The following is a 14106-nucleotide window of genomic DNA, read 5'->3' on the forward strand; positions in this document are numbered from 1 at the left end:
TGAGAGTATAATAGAGTGTTTTAATTATTCTAGTTTAAACTCATAAATATTACCTCCTGTTTTATTGCTGTATTCATCAGTAATAAAAACGGTAAAATCATCTTTATAACAAATACCTTCTTTTTGAGACTTGTGTTCAAAATCTAATAAAGTGATGGTTCCAGTTGAAAAATCATCATTTTTAAAGTTGTTTATTTTTATGATTTTGTCATGATTTAGCAGTATTATTTCGCGTTGTTTTGCATTAATATCTGCAGAGGTAATTCGGTTATGTTTGCCTTTAAACTTTATTTCGCAAACAAATTCAGCGACTTGATCACCAATAGCGTTAGGTACCTTTATAACTATTGTTTTTTTATTTTCTTTACTAAAAATATAAAAGTAGTTTTTCCATAAAAAAAAGGATTCGAAATCTTTAGACTTTATAGTTTTAGGAAGCTTGAAGTTAATTATTTCTGCTTTTGTTTTCTTTTCAAGCGAAGGAACATTCAATACTTTATAAATGGTAAACAGTTTTCTTTTTCTACTATTATTTCCAAAATCACCTATATATAAATTGCCAGATTCATCGCTAGTTAAATCTTCCCAGTCAATATTCTTAGAATTACTAATGTCAATATCTTTAATAATAGAGCCATAAGTATCTAAACCATAGATATTGTTTTTATTACCAGAGTCTTCTATAGTCCATATAAGATTAGAACCAATTACCGTTTCGGTAGCAGAAGCTTCTTCAATACTTTTAGAAAGGTCACCAAGGAGTATCAATTTTCCAGTTTGACAGCTAAAAACGGATAATAAAAGAATAAAGAAAGGATATAAATAGAAACGCATAGTCTGTATAATAAATGCTAAATTTACTGAGATATTTTTCAGTATAAAAATAGAAACGTATTTATGAGTAAAAAGGTATTAGCAATTGGTCATCGAGGCGCAAAAGGTTATGTTGTAGAAAATACTTTAGAGTCTATTAAACGCGCAATAGAATTAAATGTAGATGGTATAGAAATAGATGTGCATTTATGTAAAAGCGGAGAATTAGTTGTTTTTCATGATTTTACTGTAGACAGATTAACAAATGGTAGTGGAGAGATTTCAAATTTCACACTTCAAGAATTAAAGGCCTTGAAATTAGAAGGTGATTTAAAAATACCAACGCTTCAAGAGGTTTTGTCTCTTATTGATAGGCGATGTCATGTTAATATAGAATTAAAAGGACATAATACGCCAAATGAAACCTGTAAACTTGTTAGGCAATATATTAAAGAGTATCAATGGGAAACCAATAGCTTTGTTGTATCAAGTTTTCAGTTAGATATACTTGAAAAAGTCTTTAAAATAGATAATAATATTCCAATTGGAGTGCTCACAGATACTAACTTAGAACAAGCCATTACTTTTGGAAAAAAGATTAATGCTAAAGCAATACATCCCAATTATACAATGTTAACTAAGGCTAATGTAAAAAAAATGAAAACGGAAGGCTTTAATGTAAATACATGGACCGTAAACGAAATAGAAGCAATAAAAAGAATGCAAGACTATAAAGTTGATGCTATAATAAGTGATTTTCCAGATAGAATATGATTGTAAAAGATATTATTATTGTTGGCGGTGGTGCTGCAGGTTTTTTTGCAGCTATTAATATAGCAGAGCAATATCCAGATTTAAAAATTGCTATTTTAGAAAGAGGTAAGGACGTGCTTACCAAAGTAAAAGTGTCTGGTGGTGGACGATGTAATGTAACGCACGCAGAGTTTATACCGCAAGATCTTGTGCAAAACTATCCTAGAGGAGAAAAAGAATTACTAGGGCCATTTCATACGTTTATGACTGGAGATACTATAGAATGGTTTGAAAAAAGAGGTGTAGCACTTAAAATTGAAGACGATGGTCGTATGTTTCCAATCTCGAACTCTTCACAAACCATTATAGATTGCTTTATAAATGAAGCTAATAAATATGGCGTTGAAGTTCTAATTAATCAGCCTGTGCAAAATATTATTAAGGAGGCTGATGAATGGGAAATAGAAACAAAAACAGAATTATTTAAGAGCAAAAAACTTATAGTTGCTACAGGTAGTAACCCTAAAATATGGAAACTGTTAGAAGGTCTTAATCATTCTATTGCCAAACCAGTGCCATCTCTTTTTACATTTAATATTAAAGATAAGCGTATTAAAGACATTCCTGGTGTTGTAGCTAAAGATGTGGAAATAAAAGTTATTGGAACTAACTTAACATCTTCTGGACCATTATTAATAACACATTGGGGAATGAGTGCTCCAGCGATATTAAAATTATCTGCTTTTGGTGCTTTAGAGTTGGCAAAACGTGATTATAAATTTGATATTGAAATTAACTTTATATCTAAAGAATATGATGCAGTTATAGACCTTTTAAAAGACTATAAAAAAACACTATCCAAAAAGGCAATTTATAATTATACGCAATTCGAATTGCCAAAGCGATTATGGCAACAATTAGTTTTGGCAGTAGGAATCAACGAGCAATTACGATGGGCAGATGCCAGTAAACAACATATAGATGCTTTAGCTAAACAGTTAACAAAAGCTATTTTTAGTGTCGATGGAAAGAGCACTTTTAAAGAAGAATTTGTTACAGCTGGAGGTATTAATTTAAGAGAAGTAAACTTTAAAAAATTTGAAAGTAAACAACATGAAAACTTGTTTTTTGCTGGGGAAGTTTTAAATATTGATGCTGTTACTGGAGGATTTAATTTTCAAAATGCCTGGACAAGCGCCTATATTGTTTCACAAAATATAATGTAATAGAATGAATACTTATGTTGCACTCTTAAGAGGAATAAATGTTGGCGGTCATAAAAAAACACCAATGGCAGCGCTAAGACAATTATTAACAGATTTGCAATTTGAAAACGTAAAAACGTATATACAAAGTGGTAATATTGTTTTTAATTCTATAGAGAAAGAGCCTGTTGTTCTAGAAAATAAAATTTCTGAAGCTATAAAAAAGTATTTTGGTTTTGAAGTGCCTACATTAGTAAAAACTAAAGAAGAATTCGAATCTATTTTTAATAACTGCCCTTTTACCGATGAAAAAAAACAGCAAAGTTATTTTACATTATTACAAAGTGTACCTAAAAAAGAGTTGCTTTACTTTATAGAGGAATTAAACTATCCGGATGAAGAGATTGTGCCAACCAATAGATGTATCTATTTTTTTTCAGATAAACCGTATGGAAATGTAAAGTATAATAATAATTTAATTGAAAGAAAACTTAAAGTATCTGCTACTTCCAGAAATTACAAAACAATGAAACGATTATTAGAATTACTATGAAGGATCATTATTCTTAATACAATCCCACGACATTTGTAAAGCATCATTAATCTGCTTATCATTCATTTCTAATTCTCCTTTAAACTTTAATCTAGCGGCAGAAATAACATTACCAAATGTTATTTGTAGCATTAATCTAAGGTTAACATCTCTTAATTCTTTACTTAATATTCCTGCTAAAAAGAATTCTTTAATATTTACAAAGTGAGGAATGTTCTTTCGTCTAATCTCTGGAGTAATAATAGGCGGCACACCAACAAACTCCATAAATTTAAATGCTAAAGGGTTGCCTATAAAATAATTGTATAGGTTTAACCACATGATTTCGTATTGTTCTTTTAGATTTTCTTCTGGAAGATTAGCCATTAAAACAACTCCAAAATCTTGACAAATCATAGAATATATTTCTTCTATAATTTGCTCTTTATTATTAAAATAATGATAAATAGTGCCTACAGCAACGCTTGCTTCCTTTGCAACTTGAGACATAGGAGTAGCATGAACGCCTTGTTCAACCACCAGTTCTAACATGGTGAGAATAATTCTTTGTTTCTTATCCATTTAAAAGTAGTCCTAATTTAAATTAAGACAATTTTTAAGCTTATAGAGGGAGATTAAGGGATCTTAAATAAAGCTAGTGTTAGTTATTATATTACCAACAATCAGTATAACAATGGTTTAATTAGCGGCAAATTATACTTTTATCGATGAACGTTACTAAACCGAATGAAAATATTTTTCGCGATGCGAAATATAGAAAATATTAATAGAATTAAAAACTATATTTGTGGAAATTTAATTTTTAAATGACATTAAATCAATATATTCCTACAAATTTAACAAAAGAAATTAATAAAGGAGAAGCTATATGGACATCGCCTAGCAATATCGCATTGGTAAAGTACTGGGGCAAAAAAAAACATCAAATTCCCGAAAACCAATCTATTAGTTTTACTCTAGATGCATGCAAAACTAAGACTAAGCTTAGCTATGAAAAAACAAATAAAGTTATAGATAATTACTCCTTTGATGTGTATTTAGACGGTGAGGAAAAATTAGATTTTAAACCAAAAATCAATACTTTTTTTGAAAGAATAGAGGTCTATCTCCCTTTTTTAAAAGACTATCATTTTAAAATTGAAACCTCAAATACATTTCCTCATAGTTCAGGAATAGCATCGTCTGCTTCAGGAATGAGTGCCCTTGCATTATGTCTAATGAGTCTTGAGAAGGAATTAAATCCAGAAATAACACAAGAGTATTTTAATGAAAAAGCTTCATTTTTAGCTAGATTAGGTTCTGGTAGTGCTTCTAGAAGTATTGAAGGCGATTTAGTAGTTTGGGGTGCGCATAAAGCAATTGAAGGTAGTAGTGATTTATATGGTATTAAATACCCTTATAAAGTTCATGATAATTTTAAAAATTACCACGATACTATATTATTGGTAGATAAAGGAGAAAAGCAAGTAAGTAGCACGGTTGGGCATAATTTAATGTATAATCATCCTTTTGCTAAAACACGTTTTAAACAAGCAGAAGAAAACATTACTAACATTAAAGGGATATTAGAAACTGGGGATTTAGATGGGTTTATAGCGCTAATTGAAAGCGAAGCATTAACACTCCATGCAATGATGATGACTAGTATGCCGTATTTTATTTTAATGAAACCCAATACGTTAGAGATTATTGATAAAATATGGGCTTTTAGAAAAGAGACAGGATTGCATATAAGTTTTACTCTAGATGCAGGTGCAAATGTTCACGTTTTATATCCTGAAAAAGAAGCAGAAGCTATTTACGATTTCATTAAGACAGAGTTAGTTGCATATTGCCAAAACGGTCACTATATTTGCGATAGAATTGGTTTTGGTGCAAAACAATTGTAACTTTATAAACCAAGACATTAATAACTACTTATGAAAGGTCCACTGTTTTATTCAAAAATCCTTCTCTTTGGAGAGTATGGAATCATTAAAGATTCTAAAGGATTATCTATACCATATAACTTTTATAATGGTGCTTTAAAAATGGATGAAAATCCTTCGAAAGAAGCTAAAGATTCTAATGCCAGTTTAAAGAACTTTGCAACATATTTAGCAGAAATAAGTGATGAGGTAGTTGTTTTTGAAAATGAGAAATTGAATAAAGATGTTCAAGCTGGAATGTATTTCGATTCTTCTATACCTCAAGGTTATGGTGTAGGAAGTAGTGGCGCATTAGTTGCAGCTATTTACGATAAGTATGCTCAAGATAAAATTACAGTACTTGAAAATTTAACAAGAGAAAAGCTTTTAAAATTAAAAGTTATTTTTTCTGAAATGGAATCGTTTTTCCATGGTAAATCTTCAGGTTTAGACCCTTTAAATAGTTATTTAAGTTTACCAATATTAATTAACTCTAAAGATAATATAGAGGCTACAGGAATACCAACACAAAGTACCTCTGGAAAAGGAGCTGTGTTTTTACTAGATAGTGGTATTACTGGAGAAACAGCTCCAATGGTTAGTATTTTTATGGAAAACATGAAACAAGAAGGGTTTCGTAAAATGCTTAAAGACCAGTTTATAAAACATACAGATGCTTGTGTAGAAGATTTTCTTAAGGGCGATATAAAATCATTGTTTAATAACACAAAGCAATTATCTAAAGTTGTGCTTAGCAATTTTAAACCTATGATACCAAAGCAGTTTCATGATTTATGGAAAAAAGGTATTGAAACTAACGATTACTATCTAAAACTATGTGGCTCTGGTGGTGGTGGATATATTTTAGGCTTTACGCAAGACTTTCATAAAGCACAAGATTCACTTAGCGATTATAAATTAGAAGTGGTATATAACTTCTAAATTTTAAATCATGCTTTCTCGTAAACAGAAACATATATTGCTTAAGTTTTTTAGTATGTTTTCTGTAGTTAGAGGTTACAATATTCTCATTATTGTAATAGCACAGTATTTAACATCCATATATATTTTTGCGCCAGAAAAACCCCTGCGAAAAGTACTGTTCGATTTAAACTTATTAATGCTAGTATTAGCGTCTGCAGCAGTTGTAGCAGGAGGTTATATTATTAATAATTTTTACGATTCGGAGAAAGACTTAATTAATAGACCTAACAAATCTATGTTAGATAAGTTGGTAAGCCAGAATACAAAACTATCATTCTATTTTGTACTTAATTTCTCGGCTATAATTATGGCCAGTTATGTAGATTTTAAAGCTGTACTATTCTTTTCTGTTTATATTTTTGGAATATGGTTTTATTCTCATAAGCTTAAAAGATTACCTATAGTAGGTAATGCCGTTTCTGCATTATTAACAATTACGCCATTCTTTGTTATTTTTATTTATTATAAAAACTTTGATACTGTCATTTTTGTACACGGTTTATTTCTGTTTTTCATTATTGCTATTCGAGAACTCACTAAAGATTTAGAAAATATAAAAGGGGATTTAGCATTAGATTACCAAACCATTCCTATAAAGTATGGCGAAAATGTTTCAAAAAAAATGATTACGCTTTTAGTAGCATTAACATTAATCCCCGCTTATTTATTGGTTACTAAATATAATATTGGGGATATGTGTATTTACTTTTATTTATGTATTGCCCTATTAATGATTTACCTTGTCTTTTTATGGAAATCTAATACTAAACGCCAATATTTAATTCTTCATAATATCTTAAAGTTTATTATTGTAGCGGGTGTTTTTAGTATCTTGTTGATTGATATTAATCTCGTTTTAAAACGTATTATATAAATGGATAACACCCTTAAAATTGCAATGGCACAAATTTCACCAGTGCTATTGAATAAAACAGAAACATTAAAAAAAGTAGAACAATCAATAATAGATGCAGGTAAACAAAACTGCGAGCTTATTGTTTTTGGCGAAGCATTAGTACCAGGTTATCCGTTTTGGCTAGCTCTAACTGGAGGTGCAGAATGGAATACAGAAGTAAATAAGGCATTGCATGCCACTTATGTACGTAACTCTGTTCAAATAGAAGCAGGAGAACTAGATTCGGTTTGCGAATTAGCAAAACAAAATAATATCGCTGTGTATTTGGGGATTATGGAACGTGCTCAAAACCGTGGCGGACATTCAATCTATGCCTCGTTAGTGTATATAGATGCATTAGGAGAGATAAAATCTGTGCATCGTAAGCTTCAACCTACCTACGATGAGCGCTTAACTTGGGCGCCAGGAGATGGCAATGGTTTGCAAGTACATTCGCTAAAACAATTTACTGTAGGCGGATTAAATTGTTGGGAAAACTGGATGCCTTTACCTAGAACAGCCTTATATGGTTTAGGCGAAAACTTACATATAGCAGTTTGGCCAGGTAGTGATCATAATACAAAAGATATTACACGTTTTATAGCTCGTGAATCAAGATCGTTTGTAGTTTCAGTATCAAGTCTAATGATCAAAGATTTGTTTCCAAAAGAGACACCACATCTTGATAAAATATTAGAAAATTGCCCAGATGTTTTAGCAAATGGCGGAAGCTGTATTGCTGGACCAGATGGCGAATGGATTATAGAACCTGTATTACATAAAGAAGGTTTAATTATACAAACAATAGATTTTAATCGGGTTTATGAAGAGCGTCAAAATTTCGATCCAGTAGGACATTATTCAAGACCAGACGTTACTAAATTAACAGTAAATAGAGAACGTCAATCTACAGTAGAATTTGAAGATTAAACAAATGATTAATCAAAAAATCGTCAATCTCAAATTATAACCTATCTTTGCACCCTCAAAAATAGTTGGTATCATTTGTTTTTGAAATGATTACAAGGGTATTAAAATTAAATTATTAAGTAATGAACAAGCAAGGCGGACAACGACAAGGAAAATCTAAAGCACCTAAAAAAGATAAAGCTTTTGGTGCTAGAAAGACACAGCCTAAAAAGAAAGCTGCTCCTAAGAAAGCTGCAGATTCTAATGAGATTCGTTTAAACAAATATGTTGCAAACTCAGGTATTTGTTCACGTCGTGATGCAGATGTTCATATTGCTACGGGCTTAGTAACTGTAAATGGTAAAGTAGTTACAGAAATGGGCTACAAAGTGAAGTTAGAAGATGAAGTGCGTTATGATGGTGCACGTATCAACCCAGAGAAAAAAGCCTATGTGTTATTAAACAAGCCTAAAGGTTTTGCAACCACAACAAGTGACCAAAAAGGTAAAACGGTTATGGATTTGGTAGCCAACGCTACTAGATCTCGTATTAAACCTATTGGTCGTTTAGGAAGAAACTCTACTGGCTTATTGTTATTTACAAATGATGAAAAAGTAGTGGCTCGTTTTACAAATTCTAAAAAAGGAGTAGAGCGTTTATTCCATTTAGAATTAGATAAGAATTTAAAATTAGAAGATTTAAAGAAAATTCGAGAAGGATTTAGAGTTGAAGGCAAACAAGTTACAGTTGAGGAAATTGACTATGTAGATAATAAGAAAAACGAAATTGGCATAAAAATTAAAAACACAGGTAACTCTATTTTACATACTATTTTCGATTACTTTAAATACGAATTGGTTAGAATAGATTGTGTGCAAATTGCGCATTTAACTAAGAAAGATATTCCTAGAGGTAACTGGAAAATACTAACAGAACAAGAAGTTAATAACTTGAAAATGATGTAGTCATTTTACATGTTGTTTTTTAGGAAACAGAAAAAGTAAACATGAATATAACACCACCTTTTAGGTGGTGTTTTTGTTTATATAAGGTTCGTTTTTTAATTTAAATATAATCGGTTATTATTTGTCTTTACAAACCTATTTATTTGTTAAGTGTTTTGTAGTTAATGTGTTATAAGTTGTATTTTTAAAAATAAGATCAATATTTAATCAAAAATATTGTAACAAAGACTCTAAAATACAGTCTTATAATAAAACCAATCAAAATACATGTTTATATGAAAAAATTAATCGTAGTATTCTTTTTAGCAGCTTTAATCGTGTCTTGCAAAGAAGAACCAAAAAAAGAGGAGTTAAAAGAAAGTGTAGCTGCACTTGAGCCAGCTCCAGAAATTCCAGTAGAAGATTTCTTTAAGAACTCAGAAAAAAGAACATTTCGTCTATCTCCAAATGGCGAATTTGTAGCTTATATGGCGCCATACAAAAGCAGAATGAATATTCACGTTCGTAAATTTGATGGCGAAGAAGTAACTAGAGTAACTAGCGTAGAAGATCGTGATCTTTCAGGCTATTTTTGGGCTAGTGATAATCGTTTAGTTTATATTAGAGATAAAGGCGGGAATGAAAATTTCCATCTTTTTGCAGTAAACAAAGACGGTAGTAATGAAAAAGACTTAACACCGTTTGATGGTGTGAGAGCTCAAATTATTGATGACCTTTCAGAAGATCCTTTACATATGATAGTTGGATTAAACCAAAGAATACCTCAAGTGTTCGATCCTTATAGAATTAATATTGAAACAGGAAAGCTTGAATTGTTATACGAAAATCCAGGAAATATAACAGGATGGCAAACAGATCATGATGGTAAACTGCGTTTAGCTTATGTTACTAATGGTGTAGACAATACCATTATGTATCGTAAAAACGAAACAGATGCCTTTAAAGAAGTTATAACAACTAATTTTAAACAAACTTTAGCACCACAGTTCTTCGATTTTGATAATGGATCTATAGTTTATGCGGTTTCAAATTTAGGAAGAGATAAAACGGCTGTTGTTAAATACGATTTAGAACAGAATAAAGAATTAGAACAAATTTTTATTAATGATGAAGTAGATGTAGACGGAATGTCTTATTCTAGAAAACGAAAAGTACCTACAACTATTAATTATACTACAGCAAAATTAAATAGAAAGTTTTTAGATAAAGAGACCGAAACAATATTTAAAAACTTAGAAAGCAAACTAGGTAGTAATAATGAATATTATATAACGTCGAGTAATAAAAATGAAGATAAGTTTCTTGTGTATGCTGGAGATGATAAAACCAGAGGTGCCTATTACCATTACGATAAAGCAACGGGAAATATATACCATATGGCAGATTTAAGCCCTTGGATTAATCCAAAGCATATGGCCGATATGAAACCTATACAATATACTTCAAGAGATGGATTAACTATTAACGGCTACCTTACACTACCAGTAGGTATAGAGGCTAAAAGGCTACCAGTTATTATAAATCCTCATGGCGGACCATGGGCAAGAGACAATTGGGGCTTTAACTCAGAAGTACAAATGATGGCCAATAGAGGTTATGCTGTTTTACAAATGAATTTTAGAGGCTCTACAGGTTATGGAAGACAATTCTGGGAAAGCTCATTTAAAAAATGGGGGCAAGAAATGCAAAACGATATTACAGATGGTGTTAAATGGCTAATAGAAGAAGGTATTGCAGACCCAAAAAGAGTGGCAATATATGGTGGTAGTTATGGTGGTTATGCTACGTTAGCAGGTATAACCAATACGCCAGAATTGTATGCAGCTGCAGTAGATTATGTAGGTGTGTCTAACTTATTTACGTTTATGGAAACGATACCGCCATATTGGGAACCATATAAGGAAATGTTATATGAAATGGTAGGAGATCCAAAAACTAAAGATAGTATCATGATGAAGGCAAACAGCCCTGTGTTTCATGTAGATAAAATTGAAGCAGCTTTATTTGTAGCTCAAGGTGCTAACGATCCAAGAGTAGTACAAGCAGAATCTGACCAAATGGTAGAGGCTTTAAGGAAAAAAGGCATTATTGTAGAATATATGCTTAAAGAAGATGAAGGTCATGGTTTCCGTAATGAAGAAAACAGATTCGATTTTTATAAAAGTATGATCACTTTCTTAGACGATAACTTAAAGAAAAATATTAAAATGTAACACGTTATTAAATGTCAGTTCGAGTGATTTTGTCCCGATAGCTATTGGGATTAAAATTCACTCTAATTAACACGTTTAAGCTTCTAGGTAATAAAGCATGTAAAAGCCGTAACTATATAGTTGCGGCTTTTATAATAAATATTATCTCCATTTCGTCATTTCGCACTTGATGCGGAATCTACTTACAAAAATAGGTTACTGCTAAAGCGAATCTTAATCGCAGTCGAAAGGCAGGAATAATTTATATTATTAATTGTTTTACTCTATAACCCCTTTAAATCTTTTTAATTGACTATAAATCTTAAAACCAAATAAATGCCATTCTAAAATACCATAAACATCGTATGTGCTTTTTTCATTAGGAGTATAATTACTAATACTCATACCTATTAATTTCCATTTATGTCCAGAAATAACCCCAGCCATTCTAGCGCTACCATTTATTGGGACAAACGTATTATTTTGAGAAGAGTATTTAACAGACAGAACAAAATCACTAACAAAATTGTTTTCTAGTGTTACGTTTTTTACTACACTCTTTTTTTGGTTAAAAGCATTTTCATTTATACTAATATAGTTTTGGTCTTTGTCGTTGTCGTCTACATGTGGTATAAGTATTTGTATGCAGCCTAAAACTATTATAAGTATTGAAAATTTTTTAAAGCGGTTTTTAAAAATGCGCTTACCTATTAGAATTAACCCCATAATTAAATACAAAAAATAGATAAAGAGAATTGTATTTATAATAGACCAAATAATGTGTAGCATAGTGTTTGTTTATGGTTAATTTATAATTATGTTAGTTTTTAGAGTAAACATTCTGTATACTTATTTCTATTTGAAAAATGGCCTAAAGAACTAATGTCAACCGATGGAGCGATAAACTTATTTATATGTTATTGTTTTTATAAAATAATCAAACTATTACTCTTTTAATTGATAATTTGGATGACCTGTTTGCCAAAGAGCAAAAGAAAAAACATTCCCCCATTCTTCATAAGAATACTAAAAGTGATAATAGTAAAAAAAATATAGTAGTTTGTTAAACTTAATATTAAAACTATATAAATATTTTATTTAATTCTTATTCTGACTTTAGATTTGACAAAACAATATTATTAATTATTTTATAAAAAAAGCACTTAGAATCGTGATTTATAAATCACGATTTATTTAACTGTTTAATAAAGTATGATGGATAGATACCTTTTTCTTTATAAAAAGATTTAGAAAAAGATTCTGCCGTTTTAAAACCGACTTCTAGGGCGATAGCATTAATAGTATAATTTCGAAATTTTATATTATGCTTTAACTCATTAATAGCATAATTAATTCTAAGATTATTTAAATAATTAGAAAAAGATTGTTCTTTATAATGATTTATAATTTTTGATAAATAAGATGAATTTGTATTTAATTCTTTTGAAATACTATTTAGTGTAAGTCCTTTCTCTAAGAAGTTTTTATTTTTTTCAAACTGTTCTAGTTTTTCTAATACGTCATCAACAATATCTTTTGAGATACTTATGTTTTCATTATTAATTATTTTTACTCCCTCTTTTTTATTTAAAGATTTAGTTTCGTTTACTATTTTAAGGTAACGATTTTTATAAGTGTTTTGAGTTTTATAAAATTTATAAATGAATAGTAAAGCAATAATTATAATTAGGCTTAAAATGATACTAATTATAAAACTGGACTTTTTTGTTTTAACTAATTTTTGCTCTAATTTTTTTTGCTCAACTTTGAGTTTAGGTATGTCATATTTTTTAATAATTTCATTTTCAGAATAATGGTGGTTTAAATCTAAAATACTATCGACAACAATAAGTTTTTTTACACTATTAAGTTGTTCTTTTTCTATTCCTTTTGTTGAGTAATAATTAAATAAACTTTTATAAACATCTCTTAATTCTATAAAAGGGTTATTAGTTATTTGATATAAAGAATCTACTTGATTAAATAGTTTAACACTTTCATTAATATTATTTAGTTGATGGATTTTTGCCGTATAATATAGGCACATAGCAAGCCTATTATTATCGTCTTTAATCTTAGGTCTTAATTTTTCTAAACTATCTAAAGCTTGGGTATATTTTTTTTTATAGTAATAGGCACTTCCGCTTGTTGAAAGAAAGCGATTATACATTTCATTGTCATTAACTTTTAAACTTTTAATTATACCTTCTTTTATATATATAAGAGCTGAATCTGGTTGTTTTCCTCTTAAAAACGTTTTAGATAAGTCGTCTAAAGCAATCAAGTATATTGAAGGATATCTATTTACATATTCTGGTTGATTTTTTAAAAACACTAACTGTTCTTTAAAAATTAACAACGCCTCTTTATACGCACCAAAGTTATATTTTGTTCCTCCTACAAATTGTTTAATTTGTATTTGTTGTTTTAAATTGTTGTTTTTTACAGCGTACTTATCTGCTTTTAAATATTCATCTACTGCTTTTTTATCTTTACCCTCATTATAATAATGATAACCTTTAACCATATAGCCAAAAGCAGGAAAATCTTTATGTTTTAAATTAACTGTTAATTTAATTATACTATCAGAATATTTAATAGCATCGGCATAATTGCTTACATATGATTTATACATATATCCATTTGCTATTTCTACAATATTCTTCTCTTTTTTTGCAAGTTTAAGTTGAATTTTTGCATATTTATTTGCTAATGAATCTACATCCATAGACTCAAAAAAGGACTTTTTAAGTTCCTTATAAGACATTTGTGGTATAGTATCTATGGTCTTTTCTTGAGAGAATATATAATTATTACTAAAGATTATAATAATTATTGTTAGTATGGAGTTTAGTCTCATTATTTAGTTTAGATAGAATTGTAAATCTACACTTTTTTAAGAAAACCCTTTAAATCAAAGGTTTTAAAAT

The 14106-nt window shown here is 29.7% G+C and carries 13 protein-coding genes; 9 read left to right on the forward strand and 4 right to left on the reverse strand.

Annotated features, from left to right (window positions below; genetic code table 11):
- Positions 1-24: 24 nt before the first annotated feature.
- Entirely contained in the window at positions 25-834 is an 810-nt protein-coding gene (locus tag Q0997_RS04555; protein WP_299885153.1) for a hypothetical protein, read from the reverse strand.
- A gap of 63 nt (positions 835-897) precedes the next feature.
- Between Q0997_RS04555 and Q0997_RS04560 the strand changes: the two genes are divergently transcribed.
- From Q0997_RS04560 to Q0997_RS04570, 3 genes are read left to right on the forward strand one after another with little or no spacing between them, the layout of a single operon-like run.
- Positions 898-1587, forward strand: a complete 690-nt coding sequence (locus Q0997_RS04560; protein WP_299885156.1) for a glycerophosphodiester phosphodiesterase family protein — start codon at positions 898-900, stop codon at positions 1585-1587.
- Positions 1584-2792, forward strand: coding sequence for an NAD(P)/FAD-dependent oxidoreductase (locus Q0997_RS04565; protein WP_299885158.1), 1209 nt, complete (start codon positions 1584-1586; stop codon positions 2790-2792). Before Q0997_RS04560 ends, Q0997_RS04565 begins: the two co-directional genes overlap by 4 nt.
- Before the next feature lie 4 nt (positions 2793-2796).
- Positions 2797-3324 carry a DUF1697 domain-containing protein gene (locus Q0997_RS04570; protein ID WP_299885161.1) on the forward strand — a complete coding sequence of 176 codons (528 nt, stop codon included), beginning with the start codon at positions 2797-2799 and terminating at the stop codon, positions 3322-3324.
- Here Q0997_RS04570 and Q0997_RS04575 read toward each other — a convergent pair.
- Positions 3319-3885 carry a TetR/AcrR family transcriptional regulator gene (locus tag Q0997_RS04575; RefSeq protein WP_299885164.1) on the reverse strand — a complete coding sequence of 189 codons (567 nt, stop codon included), beginning with the start codon at positions 3883-3885 and terminating at the stop codon, positions 3319-3321. The genes Q0997_RS04570 and Q0997_RS04575 overlap by 6 nt on opposite strands.
- A 245-nt stretch (positions 3886-4130) precedes the next feature.
- On the opposite strand from Q0997_RS04575, the gene Q0997_RS04580 reads away from it, so the two are divergent.
- The 6 genes from Q0997_RS04580 to Q0997_RS04605 all read left to right on the forward strand — a co-directional run bounded on the left by Q0997_RS04580 (position 4131) and on the right by Q0997_RS04605 (position 11197).
- Positions 4131-5213: a diphosphomevalonate decarboxylase gene (locus tag Q0997_RS04580; RefSeq protein ID WP_299885167.1), complete on the forward strand. Its 1083-nt coding sequence runs from the start codon at positions 4131-4133 to the stop codon at positions 5211-5213.
- Between the two features lie 30 nt (positions 5214-5243).
- Positions 5244-6173: a mevalonate kinase gene (locus Q0997_RS04585; RefSeq protein ID WP_299885170.1), complete on the forward strand. Its 930-nt coding sequence runs from the start codon at positions 5244-5246 to the stop codon at positions 6171-6173.
- A gap of 10 nt (positions 6174-6183) precedes the next feature.
- Positions 6184-7089, forward strand: a complete 906-nt coding sequence (locus Q0997_RS04590; protein ID WP_299885172.1) for a geranylgeranylglycerol-phosphate geranylgeranyltransferase — start codon at positions 6184-6186, stop codon at positions 7087-7089.
- Complete coding sequence (locus Q0997_RS04595) at positions 7090-8040, forward strand: carbon-nitrogen hydrolase family protein (RefSeq protein WP_299885175.1); 951 nt, start codon at positions 7090-7092, stop codon at positions 8038-8040. It begins immediately after the preceding gene.
- Between the two features lie 122 nt (positions 8041-8162).
- Entirely contained in the window at positions 8163-8984 is an 822-nt protein-coding gene (locus Q0997_RS04600) for a pseudouridine synthase (RefSeq protein WP_299885213.1), read from the forward strand.
- Between the two features lie 275 nt (positions 8985-9259).
- On the forward strand, positions 9260-11197 hold the full coding sequence (locus Q0997_RS04605) for a S9 family peptidase (RefSeq protein ID WP_299885216.1): 1938 nt from the start codon (positions 9260-9262) through the stop codon (positions 11195-11197).
- 258 nt (positions 11198-11455) lie between these two features.
- Here the strand turns inward: Q0997_RS04605 and Q0997_RS04610 are convergent, their stop codons facing one another.
- Positions 11456-11965 (reverse strand): hypothetical protein, encoded by a 510-nt coding sequence (locus tag Q0997_RS04610; RefSeq protein ID WP_299885219.1) that lies wholly within the window; start codon positions 11963-11965, stop codon positions 11456-11458.
- 394 nt (positions 11966-12359) lie between these two features.
- Positions 12360-14036, reverse strand: a complete 1677-nt coding sequence (locus tag Q0997_RS04615) for a helix-turn-helix transcriptional regulator (RefSeq protein WP_299885222.1) — start codon at positions 14034-14036, stop codon at positions 12360-12362.
- Positions 14037-14106 lie beyond the last annotated feature (70 nt).

Source organism: uncultured Lacinutrix sp. (assembly GCF_947500325.1).
In the GTDB taxonomy this organism is placed as follows: Bacteria; Bacteroidota; Bacteroidia; order Flavobacteriales; family Flavobacteriaceae; genus Lacinutrix.